Origin of the sequence: Sphingopyxis sp. BSN-002 (assembly GCF_022024275.1) — a bacterium.
In the GTDB taxonomy this organism is placed as follows: Bacteria; Pseudomonadota; Alphaproteobacteria; order Sphingomonadales; family Sphingomonadaceae; genus Sphingopyxis.
Genome location: NZ_CP091804.1, coordinates 2,521,000 through 2,537,805, shown reverse-complemented (window position 1 = coordinate 2,537,805; position 16,806 = coordinate 2,521,000). Strand labels below are relative to the sequence as shown.

At 67.1% G+C, this 16,806-nt stretch carries 18 protein-coding genes and 1 tRNA gene; 9 read left to right on the top strand and 10 right to left on the bottom strand.

The window, feature by feature from the left end; all coding sequences use genetic code 11:
- Position 1: 1 nt before the first annotated feature.
- The 4 genes from L7H23_RS12540 to L7H23_RS12525 form a co-directional block, all read right to left on the bottom strand.
- Positions 2 to 1,132, bottom strand: coding sequence for an efflux RND transporter periplasmic adaptor subunit (locus L7H23_RS12540; protein WP_237836205.1), 1,131 nt, complete (start codon positions 1,130 to 1,132; stop codon positions 2 to 4).
- Positions 1,133 to 1,177: 45 nt separating this feature from the next.
- On the bottom strand, positions 1,178 to 2,386 hold the full coding sequence (locus L7H23_RS12535; protein ID WP_237836204.1) for a TolC family protein: 1,209 nt from the start codon (positions 2,384 to 2,386) through the stop codon (positions 1,178 to 1,180).
- A 56-nt stretch (positions 2,387 to 2,442) separates the two neighbouring features.
- On the bottom strand, positions 2,443 to 2,778 hold the full coding sequence (locus L7H23_RS12530; protein ID WP_237836203.1) for a hypothetical protein: 336 nt from the start codon (positions 2,776 to 2,778) through the stop codon (positions 2,443 to 2,445).
- Between the two features lie 209 nt (positions 2,779 to 2,987).
- A tRNA-Gln gene (locus tag L7H23_RS12525) sits at positions 2,988 to 3,061 on the bottom strand.
- Positions 3,062 to 3,217: 156 nt separating this feature from the next.
- Here L7H23_RS12525 and L7H23_RS12520 point away from each other — a divergent pair.
- Positions 3,218 to 4,510 carry an FAD-dependent oxidoreductase gene (locus L7H23_RS12520; protein WP_237836202.1) on the top strand — a complete coding sequence of 431 codons (1,293 nt, stop codon included), beginning with the start codon at positions 3,218 to 3,220 and terminating at the stop codon, positions 4,508 to 4,510.
- Here the strand turns inward: L7H23_RS12520 and L7H23_RS12515 are convergent.
- The gene (locus L7H23_RS12515) at positions 4,507 to 4,986 is read right to left on the bottom strand and encodes a TlpA disulfide reductase family protein (RefSeq protein WP_237836201.1); all 480 of its coding nucleotides are present in this window, start codon (positions 4,984 to 4,986) and stop codon (positions 4,507 to 4,509) included. The two genes, L7H23_RS12520 and L7H23_RS12515, sit on opposite strands and share 4 nt — an antisense overlap.
- Before the next feature lie 52 nt (positions 4,987 to 5,038).
- Between L7H23_RS12515 and L7H23_RS12510 the strand changes: the two genes are divergently transcribed.
- Positions 5,039 to 5,467, top strand: coding sequence for a DoxX family protein (locus L7H23_RS12510; RefSeq protein WP_237836200.1), 429 nt, complete (start codon positions 5,039 to 5,041; stop codon positions 5,465 to 5,467).
- 3 nt (positions 5,468 to 5,470) lie between these two features.
- Here the strand turns inward: L7H23_RS12510 and L7H23_RS12505 are convergent, their stop codons facing one another.
- A complete protein-coding gene (locus L7H23_RS12505) occupies positions 5,471 to 6,742 on the bottom strand; it encodes a dipeptidase (RefSeq protein ID WP_237836199.1) in 1,272 nt (423 codons plus the stop codon).
- Positions 6,743 to 6,820: 78 nt separating this feature from the next.
- On the opposite strand from L7H23_RS12505, the gene L7H23_RS12500 reads away from it, so the two are divergent.
- Complete coding sequence (locus tag L7H23_RS12500) at positions 6,821 to 7,996, top strand: acyl-CoA dehydrogenase family protein (protein WP_237836198.1); 1,176 nt, start codon at positions 6,821 to 6,823, stop codon at positions 7,994 to 7,996.
- On the opposite strand, the gene L7H23_RS12495 is transcribed toward L7H23_RS12500, so the two are convergent.
- Positions 7,993 to 8,310: a metalloregulator ArsR/SmtB family transcription factor gene (locus L7H23_RS12495; RefSeq protein ID WP_237836197.1), complete on the bottom strand. Its 318-nt coding sequence runs from the start codon at positions 8,308 to 8,310 to the stop codon at positions 7,993 to 7,995. The genes L7H23_RS12500 and L7H23_RS12495 overlap by 4 nt on opposite strands.
- 84 nt (positions 8,311 to 8,394) lie before the next feature.
- Here L7H23_RS12495 and L7H23_RS12490 point away from each other — a divergent pair, with 84 nt between their 5' ends.
- The 5 genes from L7H23_RS12490 to L7H23_RS12470 all read left to right on the top strand — a co-directional run bounded on the left by L7H23_RS12490 (position 8,395) and on the right by L7H23_RS12470 (position 12,665).
- Positions 8,395 to 9,351 carry an acyl-CoA desaturase gene (locus L7H23_RS12490; RefSeq protein ID WP_237836196.1) on the top strand — a complete coding sequence of 319 codons (957 nt, stop codon included), beginning with the start codon at positions 8,395 to 8,397 and terminating at the stop codon, positions 9,349 to 9,351.
- The gene (locus L7H23_RS12485; RefSeq protein WP_237836195.1) at positions 9,348 to 10,724 is read left to right on the top strand and encodes a hypothetical protein; all 1,377 of its coding nucleotides are present in this window, start codon (positions 9,348 to 9,350) and stop codon (positions 10,722 to 10,724) included. Before L7H23_RS12490 ends, L7H23_RS12485 begins: the two co-directional genes overlap by 4 nt.
- A complete protein-coding gene (locus L7H23_RS12480) occupies positions 10,708 to 11,910 on the top strand; it encodes a M20 family metallopeptidase (RefSeq protein ID WP_237836194.1) in 1,203 nt (400 codons plus the stop codon). The genes L7H23_RS12485 and L7H23_RS12480 overlap by 17 nt, the downstream gene beginning before the upstream one ends.
- Positions 11,907 to 12,152, top strand: a complete 246-nt coding sequence (locus L7H23_RS12475; protein ID WP_237836193.1) for a GlsB/YeaQ/YmgE family stress response membrane protein — start codon at positions 11,907 to 11,909, stop codon at positions 12,150 to 12,152. The genes L7H23_RS12480 and L7H23_RS12475 overlap by 4 nt, the downstream gene beginning before the upstream one ends.
- A 78-nt stretch (positions 12,153 to 12,230) precedes the next feature.
- A complete protein-coding gene (locus L7H23_RS12470; RefSeq protein ID WP_237836192.1) occupies positions 12,231 to 12,665 on the top strand; it encodes a hypothetical protein in 435 nt (144 codons plus the stop codon).
- On the opposite strand, the gene L7H23_RS12465 is transcribed toward L7H23_RS12470, so the two are convergent.
- Together L7H23_RS12465 and nadB are read right to left on the bottom strand one after the other, a co-directional pair.
- The gene (locus tag L7H23_RS12465; protein ID WP_237836191.1) at positions 12,662 to 13,354 is read right to left on the bottom strand and encodes a Crp/Fnr family transcriptional regulator; all 693 of its coding nucleotides are present in this window, start codon (positions 13,352 to 13,354) and stop codon (positions 12,662 to 12,664) included. The genes L7H23_RS12470 and L7H23_RS12465 overlap by 4 nt on opposite strands.
- Positions 13,351 to 14,928 carry an L-aspartate oxidase gene (gene nadB / locus L7H23_RS12460; RefSeq protein ID WP_237836190.1) on the bottom strand — a complete coding sequence of 526 codons (1,578 nt, stop codon included), beginning with the start codon at positions 14,926 to 14,928 and terminating at the stop codon, positions 13,351 to 13,353. Before nadB ends, L7H23_RS12465 begins: the two co-directional genes overlap by 4 nt.
- Before the next feature lie 72 nt (positions 14,929 to 15,000).
- On the opposite strand from nadB, the gene L7H23_RS12455 reads away from it, so the two are divergent.
- Positions 15,001 to 15,825, top strand: coding sequence for an endonuclease/exonuclease/phosphatase family protein (locus L7H23_RS12455; RefSeq protein ID WP_237836189.1), 825 nt, complete (start codon positions 15,001 to 15,003; stop codon positions 15,823 to 15,825).
- A gap of 3 nt (positions 15,826 to 15,828) precedes the next feature.
- On the opposite strand, the gene L7H23_RS12450 is transcribed toward L7H23_RS12455, so the two are convergent.
- Positions 15,829 to 16,749, bottom strand: a complete 921-nt coding sequence (locus tag L7H23_RS12450; protein ID WP_237836188.1) for an ABC transporter ATP-binding protein — start codon at positions 16,747 to 16,749, stop codon at positions 15,829 to 15,831.
- Positions 16,750 to 16,806 lie beyond the last annotated feature (57 nt).

Sequence of the window (16,806 nt, the reverse complement as noted above, 5' to 3'; positions counted from 1 at the left end):
CTCAGTGCTCCGCCTCGCCCTTGCCGATTTCGGCCTTGAGCAGAAAAGCGCCGCGGGTCGCGATAATTGCGCCCGGCTTTACGCCGTCGACGATTTCGATCCGTCCGCCGCCGCGCTTGCCGGTAACGACGGCTGTCGCCCGAAATCCGTTCGCCGTCTTCACGAACACGACCTCGCGCCCCTCGACCGTCTGCACCGCCTCTTCGGGCAGCGCGATCAGAGCCGACGCGGCGGCGCCTTGCGGCCTGATCCGTACGCGCAGGCCCTGACCGGGGGTCAGCGCGCGGAAATTCGCGGGAACGAGCACGATCGTCGCGGCCCTGCTGTCGGGATCGAGACCCGGGGTGGCGGAGCGCACGCTCGCACTTACGGTCTCGCCGCCCGGCAACTCGATAACCGCCGTGTCGCCCGGCCCGATCCGTCGCGCGTCGACAGCGGGCACCGACGCGTTGACCTGAACCCGGTCCGGATCGGAAACGCGGAACAATTCGGCTCCGGCAAGTACGTGCGAGCCGAGTTTCGCGTCCGATCGGATAATCCGTCCCGAAATCGGGCTCGTGACCCCCAGCGTCCGGCCGTCGCCCGACAGCCTGGCGGCAGAGGCCGCCGCCTGCGAACGGCGCGCCTCGGCTTCGGCTTCGGCAAGCGCCGCGGCCGCCGCCTCGAGATCCTGTTTCGCCGTGATCCGGGCATCGAACAGCCTTTTCTCGCGATCGTGGGTCGACCGGGCCAGTACCAGACGGGCGTTTGCCGAGCTTCGCTCGGAGGCGATCGCCGCAGCATCGCGGCTTTCCATGACCGCCACGGTTTCCCCTGCCCGCACGACATCGCCGAGACGATGATGGATGCGAACCAGCGTTCCGTCGGCCCGCGCCGTGAGGACCGCCTCGCCCTCGGGGGTCGGGGCGACGATGCCCTGCGCCAGAATTTCCGAGCCGAGGCCGCCGGCTTCGACCCTTTCGGTGACGATACCCGCGCCGCTGGCGCGCATCTCGTCCATCAGGACCAGACCTTCGGCATGGCCCTTCTCTTCGTCTTCGGCGGGTACGGCTGCGGGCGACGACGGCGCCGTCGAGCGACCGATCAGAACGCCTCCGCCCGCCAGCCCGAGCGCGCCGAGGGTGGCGGCCACCAGCAGATATGTTTTCCTGTACGGGATTTTCATGAGATCGATTCCCTATTGCGCGTTCGCGCGGCCGAGCGCGGCAAGCGCGCGGGCACGGTCGAGTTCGGCTTCGATGAGTTTGAGATTGGCTCTGGTCAGCGCCTCCTGCGCGGCGATCAGTTCGACCAGCGTGAACTTGCCCTGCTGGTATCCGATCCCCGCCACGCGCGCGGCCTCGCTGACCTGAAACAGGCCGGCGCCAGACAGGGCGGCCACCCTCTCGCTGGCAGCCGCCAGCATCAGTTCGGCCTCGCGGCGCGAGAAGCGCGTATCGAGACGCGTCCGGGCGAGCATCGCTTCGGCGGCGTCGTTGCCGGCTCGTGCCGCCGCGATGTTGCCGCCATTGCGGTTGAAGACCGGTAGCGGCACCGAAATCCCGACGACAAAGGCCGTGTCCCGACTTTCGCGAAAGGTCCGCAAACCACCCGACGCGGTGATGTCGGGAACCCCTTCGGCCTGCGCGAGGCGGACGCGTGCTTCCGCCGCATCGCGTTCGGCCGCCGCAAGACGCTCGTCGAGGCCTGGCACTCCGGCTGGCAGGGCGGCCGGCACCGGCATGTCCGAGACGGCGGTCGAAAGTGCCGGGTCCTCGCTGCCGATCAGCAGCGACAGCCTCTGGCGCGCAACCAGCAATCCGGCATCGGCACGCAGTTTTTCGGCCCTTGCTTCGGCGAGCAGCGCGTCGGCGCGAAACCTGGTCAACGGCGGGTCGCGCCCGACATCGACAAGCGTCTCGGCGATCCGCACCAGTTCGACAGCGCGGTCGAGGATGTCGCGCGCCAGTTCGTCCCGATCTTCCCCGGCACGCAACTCGGCATGCGCCACGCTGATGTCATATGCGAGATCGGCTTCCGCCTTCCGCACCGCGATCTCGGCGAACGCGCGCTCGGCCGCCGCGACATCCTTGCGCGCCCTTCGCTTTCCGCCAAGCTCGAACGGCTGCGACACCGCAACGGTCGTTTCGGCTTGGCCGAATGTCCGGTAGGGGCCTGTGCCGCTGAAATTCTCGACCTCGGCAGACAGGGTCGGGTTCGGACGTACCCCCGCCTGGATTGCGCGACCTTCGGCCGCTTTCAGCTCGGCTTTCGCCTTGGCAATCCGGGGCGACACATCCTGTCCGCGCGCGAGGGCGTCGGACAGCGAGACGGGTTCGGCAAGCGCGGGACCGCTTGCCATTGCCAGCGCCCCTGCAAACAGCAGGGCGCCCGGTAATCTGGACATAAAGTGACTCCTGATCGATGCATGACGACGCAGGCAAAGCCTGCGCGAGGCAGCGATCAGGCGGCGGGAGGCTGGATCGGAGGCGCCGTCGCGCGCGAGGCGAGGACGGTTGCAGGTCCGCGGAAGACCAGTCCGCCCGAAACGGGCATTTCGGACGGCCGAGGCCGGCTGTTCAGTTCGGCACAGGCCGAACAATGATGATGATCGGCATGGATCGGGGGTGCATCGCCCGACGATTCCTCGTCCGTATCCGCCGACGCGGCGGCGACGTCACAATCGACGTCGATGATTTCCATCGCGTGCGCCGTCCCCGGTTCGGCCATTGCCGGCACCACGACGCTGCCGAACAGCAACGAAATCGCGAGGACAAGACGGGCAAGGAAAGTCGGCATGGCCCGGCGCCTATCATGAACGTGCCGGAGCCGCAATCTTGCTGGTCCCCCGCCCTGCCAATGTCGTCCGGTCAGCATTCGCTCTCGCCACTCCATATCGGGTCGGCGATGCCATGAGCCCTGTAGTGGCTACAGGGTCAAGCGATATGCTCCGGAAGCGGAAGCGAATGCGAGCCGGACTCGGCCATGATCGATCGGCAGTGAGGAGATGGATGCCCCGTGAGGATTCGAACCTCAATAGACGGAATCAGAATCCGTAGTCTTACCATTAGACGACGGGGCAATGAGGCGGGCGCAATATGATTGCGCGCGCGCGCTGTCAAGGCCGCTGCGGCCATTTGCAACAGCCCGCTTGCCCTTGCGCATTTCCCCGCTAGCATCCCCGCATAACAAAAGGGGCCGCGCCCCGGCGCAGGACCCCGCACATGGAGGTGGGCTGATGCGTCATGTCGCGATCGTCGGGTCGGGCCCGGCGGGATATTATACGGCCGAAGCGCTGCAAAAGGCCGATGATATCGCGATCGACGTCATCGACCGGTTGCCCGTTCCCTATGGCCTGATCCGCACCGGCGTCGCGCCCGACCATCAGTCGATCAAGGCGGTGTCGCGCCGCTACGAAGGCGTCGCGCTGGCCGAAAACGTCCGTTTCGTCGGGCATGTATCGGTCGGAACCGACATCAGCATCGACGAGCTCGCGGGCCTTTACGATGCGGTGGTGCTCGCAACCGGCGCGCCGCACGACCGGCCGCTCGATATACCGGGGGCAGACCTTCCCGGCGTGATCGGCAGCGCCGCCTTCGTCGGCTGGTACAACGGCCATCCCGATTTCGCGAATCTCGACCCGCCACTTGACGCCCCCGGCGTCGCGGTGATCGGCAACGGCAACGTCGCGCTCGACGTCGCGCGCATCCTTGCCAAGACGCCTGCCGAATTCGCCGGCAGCGACATCGTCGCGCACGCACGCGCCGCGCTTGCGGAAAGTGCCGTGCGCCATATCCACATCCTCGGTCGCCGCGGTCCGCACCAGATCGCGATGACGCCGAAGGAACTCGGCGAACTCGGCCATCTGGAGCGCGCGAGCCCGCGCGTCGATCCCGCCGACCTTCCCGATGAGGGCGACGATGCGATGCTCGAACCCGGGATGCGCAAGTCGGTGACGCATCTGCGGCAATTCGTAGCCAATCCGGTCGCCAAGCCGGTGACCATCGACTTCGACTTTTTTGCGATGCCGGTCGCGATCGAGGGCGACGACCGGGTCCGGCGCGTGATCGTCGAGCGGACGAGGCTCGACGCCGACCTTCGCAGCCACGGCACCGGCGAGACCTATGCCATCGACGCAGGCCTCGTGATCAGCTGCATCGGCTACCAGACCCCGCCGATTCCGGGCGTGCCGTACGAGCACGGCCGCGGCCGCTTCGCGAGCGACGAGGGCCGGATCCTTCCGGGACTCTATGCCGTCGGCTGGGCAAGGCGGGGGCCTTCGGGCACGATCGGTACGAACAAGCCCGACGGGGCACGCATTGCCGAACTGGTGATCGAGGATATCGGCCACGGGGCGGGCAAGGCCGGACGGCCGGGACTCGATGCGTTGCTCGCCAGCCGCGACGTCGTTCCCGTCACATTCCGCGACTGGCGCAAGATCGAGGCGGCCGAGGTTGCGGCAGCACTCGACGGCAACCCGCGCGAGAAATTCACCAGCGTGGAGGCGATGCTCGCCGCGATCGGCCGCTAGGGGCTTTCGGCGAGCAGCGGGTCGACCGCCTTGCGAAACTCCGCCTCGGTAAAGGCGCCGCGCTTCGCGACCCGGATCACGCCCTTGCGGTCGATGATATAGGTCGACGGCACGGCATTATCGATCGCGCCATAGCCGCCGCTGATCCTTGCGGACAGCGGATAGGACAGGACCGCCGCCAGCTTCTGCAGCCGGAAGGCGGGCACGCTGTCCTCGGTCGTTACCCCGAACATCTCAAGCCCGCGCGCCCGGTTTTTCTGGAAATAGATGTGCATCATCGGCATCTCGGCCTTGCACGGCCCGCACCACGTCGCCCAGTAATTGATCACCACGACCTTGCCGCGCAATTCCGACAGCGTGACCTTGCGCTTGGCGAGCGTCGTCAAGGTGAAGTCGGGCGCAGCAACGCCGACCTTCGGCGCTGCCGCCACCGGCCCGATCAGAAAGGGCGCCGCCGCAGCGACCGCCAAAGCCATGCCCCATCGGCGAAATATTTGCCCCCGCATCCGCGCGGTGTAAGGGAAGGCGATGGGCGCAAGCAAGCCGAAACAATCGCCGGTCCGGACCGTGCTGCGCTGGCTGCTCGCGCTGGCCTATTCCTATGCGGGTTATCGCCACCTTGCGACGCCCGCCCCCTTTCTCGCGATCACGCCCGACTGGGTGCCGCAGCCGGCATTTGTCGTCGCCGCGACCGGCGTCGCCGAACTGGCAGGCGCGCTTGGGCTGATGCTCCCGCAGACGCGCAAGGCCGCTGGCTGGGGCCTGGCGCTCTATGCGCTCTGCGTCTGGCCCGCGAACTTCCACCACGCACTGGCAAACGTCGCCATAAACGGCGAGACGTTGGGCTGGTGGTATCACGGCCCGCGCCTTGCCGCGCAGCCGCTGATCATCTGGTGGGCACTGTGGGCGAGCGGCGCGACCGACTGGCCCTTCCGCCGCCGCCCTGACCTTCCTTGAGCCTTACTTTGCGACCGGCGTCTCGACGGGCGGCTGGCCCTTCTGGCTCGCCGCATAGGCCTCGACCGCCTTCAGCACGCGCAACATGTTGCCGCTCGCGATCTTCTCCAGATCGGCCTGCGTGTAGCCGCGCTTCGCCAGCTCGGTGAACAGCGCGGGATATCCCGAGACATCTTCCATGCCGACGGGCGCCGAATCCATCCCGTCATAGTCGCCGCCGACCCCGATATGATCGACGCCGATCGTCTTTTTGAGATGGTCGATATGATCGGCGACCTTCTGGACATTGGTCTTGGGTACCGGGTTTGCCGCGTCCCACGCCTTGAGCGCGGCATCCGCCGCCTCCGGATCGCCCGGATACATCGCCTTGAGCCGCGCCTGTTCGGCGGTGCGCGCAAGGCCTTGCGCGCGGACGTCGGCATCGAGGAACGTCGGCAGAAAGACGACCATGACGATCCCGCCGTTTGCCTTCACCAGCGGCAGCACGCTGTCGGGAACGTTGCGCGGATGCGGATTCACCCCGCGCACGCCCGAGTGGCTGAACATCACCGGCGCCTTCGACACTTCGAGCGCGTCCTTCATCGTCGCTTCGCTGACGTGGCTCAAATCGACGATCATGCCGATGCGGTTCATTTCGCGAACGACCTGCCGCCCGAAGTCGTTGAGACCGTCGAGCGCGGGCGCATCGGTCGCGCTGTCGGCCCACGGGATATTCTTCGAGTGGGTGAGCGTCATGTAGCGCGCGCCGAGGTCGTACATCTGGCGCAGCACGGCGAGCGACGAGCCGATCGACTGGCCGCCCTCCATGCCCATCATTCCGGCGATCTTGCCCGCCTTCATCGCCTTTTCGAGTTCGGTGCTGTTCGATGCGAGCGCGAGGTCGTTCGGGTAGCGCGCGACGAGCCGCTTGGTGACGTCGATCTGTTCGAGCGTCTGCTGCACCGCCTGCTGCTCGTTGCTGTTCGCGGGCACATAGACCGACCAGAATTGCGCGCCGACATGGCCCTTGCGCAGGCGCTGGAGATCGGTGTGCATCGCGATCACCGGCGGGTTCGCATCGGGCTTCGCGGTGTCGGTGGTGTCGACGAAATCGAAGCCGTTGATGACATTATCGACGCGTCCGCGCAGCGCCCACGGCACGTCGTTGTGCCCGTCGAACACCGGCGCCTTGGCGAGCGCGGCCTCGGCGGTCGCCTCGGGCGACTTTTGTGCGGCGGCAGGGGTGGAAACGAGGGCGAGTGCGGCGAGGCCGGCGAGCAGGGGGGCTTTGTTCATGGCGCGCGACCTTACGTCCTTGGCGGCGCAGCGCAAGCCTCGCTTGACGTTCGCGTAAAGGCCGCGCAGCATCAGACCATGACAGCCTTCGACGACTGGCGCGCCCGCTCGCCCTATTATGACGAAACCCACGACGCGCTGGCGCAGAGCGTCCGCCGCTTCGTCGAGCGCGAGGTCGCGCCGCATATCGACCGCTGGGAAGCCGAGGGCGAACTGCCGCGCGAGCTGCACCGGAAAGCCGCCGAGGCAGGCATCCTCGGCCTGCGTTACCCCGAACAATATGGCGGGCACAGCGAAGGCTTCGACAATTTCCACGGCCTCGTCCTGACCGAGGAACTCGCCGCGGTCGGCGCGGGCGGGCTCGGGGCGTCGCTGATGACGCACGGCATCGGCCTGCCACCGATCCTCGCGCTCGGTTCGGACGAATTGAAGCAACGCATCGCGCCGCCAGTCCTCGCGGGCGACAGGATCATCGCGCTCGGCATCACCGAAGCGGGCGGCGGCAGCGACGTCGCCAACCTCAGGACCACCGCGGTCAAGGACGGCGACAGCTACATAGTCAACGGCGGCAAGATGTTCATCACCAGCGGCATGCGCGCCGACTGGCTGACCTGCGCCGTCCGCACCGGCGGCCCGGGCGCGGCGGGCATCTCGCTGCTGTTGATAGACATGGCGAGCCCCGGCGTCGAACGCACGCGGCTCGACAAGATGGGCTGGCGCTGCAGCGATACCGCCGCGATTCACTTCGGCGACGTCCGCGTCCCCGCCGAAAACCTGATCGGGCAAGAGAACGCCGGCTTCATCGGCATCATGCGCAATTTCAACAGCGAGCGGCTCGGTATGGCGATGGGCTGCTGCGCGATGGCGCGCGTCGCGATGGCCGAAGCCGCCGAATGGGCGCAGCAGCGCGAGACCTTCGGCAAGCCGCTCGTCGGCCACCAGTCGATCCGCATCAAACTCGCCGACATGGAACGCCAGATCGAGGCGACGCAGGCGTGGGTCGACCTCTGCGCCTGGCAGGTGAAGGAGGGCAAGGACCGCCCCGCCGACTTTGCGATGCTCAAGGTACAGGCGACGCGGATGCTGGAGGCCGTCGCGCGCGAGGCGGCGCAGGTTCTGGGCGGCGCATCCTATATCACCGGAAGCAAGGTCGAACGCATCTACCGCGAGGTCCGCGTCAACGCGATCGGCGGCGGCAGCGAGGAAATCATGCTCGACCTTGCGGGACGGCAGCTCTTCGGCGGGAAGCGTTAGCCCTCTTCGCGCCGCTTGTCGGCCAACACGCGCGATTCGGCTTTCAAAGGTCGCGACACCGGGCAGACTTCCTGCACATAACCGTTGAGCACGTTGGTCAGCGCCTCGGGCACGAGCCGGTAGAAAACGAACTGGCCGCGTTTCTCGCTGACGATCAGCCCGGCATTTTCCAGCACCGACAGATGCTGCGACACCGCAGGCTTGCTCATCTCGAAACGCGCCGCAATGTCGCCCGCACTCAGCTCGGCATGCGCGAGATAGGCCAGAATCTTGCGTCGCGGCGTCGACGCCAATGCCTGAAAAACCCGTTCCATAGGCGCCTAGATGGCCATCCATTCGCTTCTTGACAAGGATTTAGATATTTAAGTAATTTCTTATTCTCTTGAAGGAGTCGGGCGATGCGCAGCGATCATGATCCCCATGCCGTCAATTTCCTGATCGATGAAGCGGGGCCCGATCCGCGCGCGGGCCATGTTCGTGCCGATATGCCGGGCATCGTCTGGAACGGCGGCATGGCGGCCATCGCCCTGATCGCTGGCCCATTCCTTCTCAGCCCGTCGGCGGCTGCCCTGTTCGTTGTGACGACCGGCGCCGCGCTGCTGCTCGGACATAGCGTCGGCTATCATCGCATGATGATCCACGGCAGCTTCCGCGCGCCGCGTTGGCTGACCCGCACGCTCGTCTGGTTCGGCGCCTTCGTCGGCATGGCCGGCCCCTATGGCATCATCCGCGCGCACGACACGCGCGACTGGGCACAGCGGCAGGCCGATTGCCACCCCTTCCTCCGCCACGGCACAACGATACTCCGCGACGCGTGGTGGCAGATCTATTGTCGGCTCGACCTCGACCGACCGCCGCGCTTCGACTTCGCAGAGATCGACCGAGATCCCTTCTATCGCTGGCTGGAGGCGACATGGCGCTGGCAGCAGATCCCGGTCGCACTGATCTTTTTCGCGATCGGCGGATGGGGCTGGGTCGTTTGGGGGGTGGCGGCGCGCGTGGCGGTCGCGACGCACGGCCACTGGCTCGTCGGCCATCTCGCGCACAATCGCGGACCGCAGCACTGGACCGTCGACGCGCATGGCGTGCAGGCATTCGACGTTCCCTGGGCTGCGATCCCGACGATGGGCGAGGCGTGGCACAACAACCATCACGCCTATCCGGGCTCGGCACGAATCGGCCTCCATCCCGGCCAGAGCGACTGGGGTTATGCCGTCATCCGCCTCTTCGAACGGCTCGGGCTCGCCTCGGACGTCCGCACACCTGCGACGATGGGCCGGCGTGACGGCCTGAGCCGCGTCGGGCGCGCGGCGAGATGGCGTTCTCCCGCGCTGCCCCGGGCCGCCCGGCGATGAAGCGCCTCCTGTTCCCCGAAGCGCCCGGCGCGCTGCGATATGCGGCGACCGCCGGCGCGCTGATCGCGGTCCAATATGGTTTTGCGGCGCTCGCGCTCCTTTCGGTCAACGCGCCCTTTATCCCCGATCGCGACTTCTGGCTGTTCCCGATCCGCACGGTGGCGACCGTTCCCGACGCGGGCCTGTTTCTGACGATAGCGGGCTTCGCGCTCTGCCTGCTGGTTGCCGCGCAGCTGGTTGCGCTGTCGCTGCGCCGGGCCGCCGCGCTGGACCGCGGCGGCATGCTGGCCCTGATCACGATGGTCCCGACATTCCAGATCCTCGCCGTCCTTGCCCTGACGCTGCTCCCGCGCCGGCGCGTTCCGGCACCGGAATCCGGGGGCCGTCCCGTCCCGCCGCACCAGATGGCGATCGGCATACTCGCCGGCATGGCGCTGATCGTTACCGCCGTTGCCGTCTCGGCGCTGACCTTCGGCTCCTATGGCTGGGGCCTGTTCGTCATGACGCCCTTCCTCGTTGGCCTCATTACCGGCTTTCTGGTCAACCGCGGCCTCGAGCGAAGCAAGACCGATACGTTGAACGCGGTCGCCATCGCAGGCCTGCTCGGCACGCTCGCGCTGCTGATGCTGGCGCTCGAAGGCTTCATGTGCATCATGCTGATCGCCCCGCTGGCGATCGTTCTGGCGGCGATCGGCGGCCTCGTCGGACGCGCCGCGGCCAGGCAGGTCAATCCGCGCCAGCCTTTTTACAGCATCGCCATCCTGCCGTTGCTGTTCGCATTCGATGCGGCGATGCCGCCCGAGATTCCCGTCGTGACGCGAACCGCCATCACCATTGCCGCTCCGCCCGGGGCCGTGTGGCAGAGCCTTACCGCCGATCGACCCGTCGCCGAGGCGCCGGGCATCGTCGGCCTCGCGGGCCTTGCCTATCCCGTCGCCAGCCGCCTCGTGGGCGAGGGCGAGGGGGCACATCGCGTGGGCATCTTCTCGACCGGAATCGCCGACGAACGCGTCACCGTCTGGCGCCCCGGCCGCACGCTGGCGTTCCGCGTCATCCACCAGCCGCCCGCGATGGAGGAGATGAGTCCCTACCGGAAGCTGCACACGCCGCACCTCGTCGGCTATTTCGATACGGGCGAGACGCGCTTCGACCTCACCCCGCTTCCCGGCGGCCGGACGCGGCTGACCGCCACCGCCGACCATGTACTGCGCATCGATCCCGCCCCCTATTGGGAGCCGATCGCGCGTTGGGCGATCAAACGCAATGTGACACGTGTGCTGACCGATATCCGGACCGATGCCGAAGCGCGCGCCAAGACGGGTCGACAGAAAGCGCAAGCAGCGGCACATTCATCCGATGGACACACTGCATAGCTGGCCCGCAGAGGCCGAAACCTTGCTCGACGACCTCGTCGACCTTCGCCGCGCGATCCATCGCGAGCCCGAGCTCGGGCTGCAGAACCCCAAGACGCTCGCGAAGATCAAGGCGGCGCTGGCCGGGCTGCCGCTCGAATTTCGCGAGGGGCCCTCGACGACCGGGCTGGTTGCGATCCTCCGCGGCCCCGCGAACGGGCGCACCGTGTTGCTGCGCGGCGACATGGATGCGCTGCCGCTGCTCGAAGAGACCGGGCTCGACTTCACCTCGGAGATCAACGGTGCGATGCACGCGTGCGGACACGACACGCATGTCGCGATGCTCGTCGGCGCCGCGAAGCTGCTGTGCGCGGCGCGCGACCGGCTGCCCGGAACCGTGATGTTCATGTTCCAGCCCGGCGAAGAGGGCCATCATGGCGCGCGCTTCATGCTCGATGACGGGATCATCGACCCGCTCCCCGACGCGGCCTTCGCGCTCCACATCATGCCCAACGCGCCCCACGGCATCTTCGCCGGACGCGCGGGACCGCTGCTCGCCTCGTCCGACGTGCTGAACATCACCGTCAAGGGAGCTGGCGGTCATGCGTCGATGCCGCAGGATGCGATCGACCCGATCCCCGTTGCGTGCGCGATCGTCACCGCGATCCAGACCATGGTGACGCGCCGTATCTCGGTCTTCGATCCCGCGGTCGTGACGATCGCGAAGATCGCGGCGGGCACGACGAACAATATCATTCCCGAGACCGCCGAGATGCAGGGCACGATCCGGACCCTGTCGCCCGAGCGCCGGGCGATGGTCGCGCGCGAGTTGAAGCGCCTCGCCCCGGCGATCGCAGAGGCGCATGGCTGCACCGCCGAGGTCGAGATTATCGAAGGCTTTCCCGTCACCGTCTGCGATGCGCGTGCCGTGACGTTCGGCCAGTCGGTCGTCGAAGAGACCTTCGGCGAGGAAGCCTGGCTGACGATGGACAATCCGGTGATGGGCGCCGAGGATTTCTCCTATGTCCTCGAGAAGGTTCCGGGGGCGATGTTCTGGCTCGGCGCGAGCGAGGCGGGCAGCGACTGGCGCCAGTGCTGCGGGCTGCACAGCAACCATATGGTGCTCGACGAAAAGGTTATGGCGCGCGGCGCTGCGCTGCATGCGGCGCTCGCCGAACGCTTCCTCAATGAAGGATTCAATGCATGATCAACATCATCGGCGCGATCATCTCGGGCCTGATCATCGGCGCGCTCGCGCGTTTCTTCTATCCGGGCGCGGTGCAGATGGGGTGGATCGCGACGATCCTGCTCGGCGTCGGCGGTTCGCTGCTCGCGGGACTTGTCACCTCGCGGGGCCGGGCGGACTTCCATCGCGCCGGGTGCCTTGCCTCGGTGATCGGTGCGATCGTGCTGATCTTCGTCGGACGGCTGATGGGAATCGGCGGCTGACGCACCGCTTTTGACATCGGTCAAAGCACAGGCGGCAACCCGGGCGCATAGCGTGGCTCATCACCAAGGAGCCCCGCCATGAGCAAGCATATCCCGGCCAATGCCTTCCGCATCGTCGACACCCCGGCGCCATTCGCCGCCATCGCGCCCGACCATAGCGTAAAGGTCGTCCGCAGTTTCGATCTGCCCACCGGGCTGTTCGCTGCAACGGTCGCGCTCTATTTCGCCTTTCTCGGGGTGATGGCCTGGACCTTCGCCGACAAGGGGCTCGCGATCCCGATGGCGATCTTTTCCATCTATATCGCGATGGCCTTTGGCACCCCGGCGATGTGGGTGCGGATGAAGCCCGGTCACGCCGCGACGCCGCTGACATGGAACCGCTTCATGCGCGAAGGCGTCGACACGCTGACCGGCCGCCTCGACGGCAAGGGCGCCGCCGTGCAGATCCTCATGCTGCCGGTGCTGATTTTGGGGTGGGGCCTCATCGTCGCGACGATAGTCGCGACGCTCTAATCGGCGAGAAGCGCATGCAGGGCCGGCGCGTCGCGGACCTCGAGCCCGCGCGCGCCGTGCCGCCGTATCAGCCGCGCCTCTTCGAGCGCGCCGAGCTGACGGCTTACCGTCTCGATACTGATCCCGAGCAGCGCCGCCATCTCGCCGCGCGTCAGCGGCAACTCGAAGCGCGCTGCCGGCGAACAGGGCGCCGGGCCCGCGGCGTCGGATAGTGCGAGGATCAACCCCGCGACCTTCGCTTCGGCTTTCCGTCGTCCGACAAGATCGAGCAGTGCGCGCGTTTCCGACGCCGCCTTCATCGCCCGCCGCGCGACACCGGCCGCGAGGCGCGGATTTTCGGAAACCATCCGCGCATAGTCGGCACGCGGAAAGATGCACACGCGTGCGGCGCCTGCCGCGGTCACCTTGCAATCGTCGGGTGCCGTGAATATCTCGCCGGCGAACCCGGCCGGATGGATCAGCGCAACGATCCGCTCGACCCCCTCGGCATCGGTGCGCACGACCTTGAGCACGCCCGACAGCAAGGTCGCGCACGCGCTGTCGTCACCCGGGGCGAACAGCATCTCGCCGCGATCGAGGTCGCGATGCCGCCCCATCCGCGCGAGGATGGCCCGCTCGCCGTCGGGAAGCGCCGCACAGGCGGCACGATCGCGCACGGGGCAGCCGGCGCAATCGAGCGCATCGCTCACGGCACCAGCACCGTATCGCGCGCCTCCGCCAGCAGCTTCGGATAGTCGAGCGTATAGTGCAGCCCGCGGCTTTCCTTACGGTGGAGCGCGCTGCGGACGATCAGGTCGGCACATTGCAGCAGGTTGCGCAGCTCGATGAGGTCGGTCGTGACGCGGAAGTGGCCGTAATAATCCTCGACCTCGCCGGTCATCATCTTGATCCGGTGCTGCGCGCGTTCGAGGCGCTTGGTCGTGCGGACGATGCCGACATAATTCCACATGAAGCGGCGGATTTCGGTCCAGTTCTGCTTGATCACGACCTCTTCGTCGGAGTCGGTCACGCGGCTCGCGTCCCACGGCCGGATCGCCGGCGGCGGTTCGAGCTGGTCCCAGCGCGCGATGATGTCCTTCGCCGCCGCCTCGCCGAAGACGAAGCATTCGAGCAGCGAATTCGACGCGAGGCGGTTCGCGCCGTGCAGCCCGCTCTCGGTGCATTCGCCCGCTGCATAGAGCCCGGGCAGGTCGGTGCGCCCGTCGAGATCGATCAGGATGCCGCCGCAGGTGTAATGCTGCGCAGGGACCACCGGGATCGGCTGCTTCGTCATGTCGATGCCGAGCGTCAGCAGCTTTTCATAGATGTTCGGGAAATGCCCCGCGACGAAATCGGGATCCTTGTGGCTGATGTCGAGGTGGACATAGTCGAGGCCCGAGCGCTTGATCTGGTCGTCGTTCGCGCGTGCGACGATGTCGCGCGGAGCGAGTTCGGCGCGCTCGTCGTAGTCGGGCATGTAGCGGTGCCCGGTAACGGGATGCTTCAACAGGCCGCCCTCGCCGCGCACCGCCTCGGTGATCAGGAAATTCTTGACCTCGAGATTGTAGAGGCAGGTCGGGTGGAACTGCATCATCTCCATGTTCGAGACGCGGCAGCCCGCGCGCCACGCCATCGCGATGCCGTCACCCGTCGCGCCGCGCGGCGCGGTCGAGAATTGATAGACGCGCCCTGCACCGCCGCTCGCGAGGATCGTCGCGCGGCCGACATGCGCGTGAACCTTGCCGCTCTTCTCGTCGAGCGCATAGACGCCCCAGACGTGGCCGGATCCCGAATAGCGTTCCTCGTGTCGGCCGGTGATCAGGTCGATGCACGCCTGCCCCGGCAGCAGGGTGATGTTCGGATGTGCCTCGGCGGTCTTGAGCAGCGCCGCCTGCACCGCCCAGCCGGTCGCGTCGTCGACATGGACGATGCGGCGGTGCGAGTGGCCGCCCTCGCGCGTCAGGTGCAGCGCCTCGGCTTCCTTGTTGAAGGGGACGCCCATCTCGATCAGCCGCTCGATCGCATGCGGGGCGTTCTCGACGACGAACTCGACCGTCTCGCGCCGGTTGAGCCCTGCGCCCGCGACCATCGTATCCTCGATATGATTTTCGAACGTGTCGCCCGCGTCGAGCACCGCGGCGATGCCGCCCTGCGCCCAGGCGGTCGACCCGCCGGTCAGTTCGCCCTTGGCGAGGACGAGGACCTTGCAATGATCGGCGAGCGCGATCGCGGCGGTGAGGCCCGCGGCGCCCGATCCCACGATGATGACGTCGTATTCACTCATGGCGCCTCTGTTGCACAGCAAGGCGCCGCATGACAGGGGGATCGAAGACGCCGGCCAAGGGAATTTGTCGCCATGCTCAAAGCGGAACTTGACCGGCGCGTGCTGCTCGCCGCCATGGCGGGGCTTCCGCTAGCAGCCTGCGCGCATCGTATCGGGGCCGCCGGTGCCGGCGAACTTGGGGTTGCGACGTTCAACATCTGGCACGACGCGGGCGGACAGTGGCCGAAGCGCCTGCCGCTGCTGGTCACGGCGCTCCGCGGCGCCGACGCCGACGTCATCGCGCTGGAAGAGGTGCTGGAGGACGCAGGCAAAGGCCTGCCCAATCAGGCGATCGCGATCGCGCGCGAGCTCGGCTATCCGGAGGTTCATTTCGTCGCGCCCGATCCCGAGGGGGCGCCGAAACGCTTCGGCAATGCGATCCTGACGCGACTGCCGGTGATCGAGGTCGCGCGGCGCAAGCTCGAACCGCTCTCCGACTATCGCACCGCGATCCGCGTGCGCGTCAAAACCGGCCGCGGCCCGGTCGACGTCGTCGCGGCGCATCTCGCGTGGCAGCCCGAGGCGGCGGCGGTGCGCGCCGAGCAGATCGCCGACCTGCTCGGCTGGCTGCCGACCGATGGTACGCCGCTCGTCGTGATGGGCGATTTCAACGCGCCGCTCGATGATCCGGGGCTCGCCGCGATGGGACCGCCGCGCTTCACCTCGGCGCTCGCGCCCGGCGCCGTGCCTACGACGCTCAACCCCGCGCGCGGCCACGCCCCGCGCGTGATCGACCATATTTTCGCGGATTCAGCCCATTTCGCTATCGCCGTTGCAAAGGTCATCGGCAGCGAGCCGGTCGACGGCGAATATCCGTCCGACCATTTCGGGGTCGCGGCGCGCCTGATACGGCGCTGAGGCTCAGGCGGCGCTGCGCGTCAGGTTGAGGAACACATCCTCAAGGTCGGCTTCGCGCGTCGAGACGTCGACGATGCCGTGGCCCATCGCATTGACTGCGGCGAGCACCTCGCCCGCGTTCATGCGGTCCTTGTTGTAGCTGATCGCCAACCCGCGCTCGCCCTCGCGCTCGACCTTCTCGAACGCCGGATGCGACGGCAGCACGGTGACGTCCGCGTCGAGCGTCACGACTACGATTTTCTCGCGCGCCATGTCGACCAGCTCGCGCGTCGGCTTGTTCGCAATCAGCTTGCCATGGTTGATGATCGCGATCCGGTCGCAAAGCTCCTCGGCTTCCTCCAGATAATGCGTCGTCAGCACCACGGTGACGCCGCGGTCGTTCAAGGACTGCACATATTCCCAGAGCTGCTGGCGCAGTTCGATGTCGACGCCCGCGGTCGGCTCGTCGAGGACGATGATCGGCGGCGAATGCACCATCGCCTTGGCGACGAGCAGGCGGCGCTTCATGCCCCCCGACAGCGTGCGCGCATAGGCGTCGCGCTTGTCCGACAGATGCACTGCGGCGAGCAGCGCGTCCGAAATGCGCTTGTCCTTCGGCACGCCATAGAGGCCCGCCTGATTCTCCAGCGTCTCGAACGGCGTGAAGAAGGGATCGAAGACGATCTCCTGCGGCACGATGCCGATCGAATATTTGGCGTTGCGCGGATCGGCGTCGATGTCGAAGCCCCAGATGCTCGCATGCCCGCTCGTCTTGTTGACGAGGCCGGCAAGGATATTGATCAGCGTCGACTTGCCCGCGCCGTTCGGACCGAGCAGCCCGAAGATCTGCCCGCGCGGCACCTCGAAACTGACGTTGTCGAGCGCCTGTTTGCCCCCGGCATAAAGTTTGGAAACGGAGTCGATGCGGATGGCGGCTTCACTCATGGGCGCCTCCATAGCCGCGAGGAAGCGACCGCGAAAGCCGCCTTCGACTGATAAGCG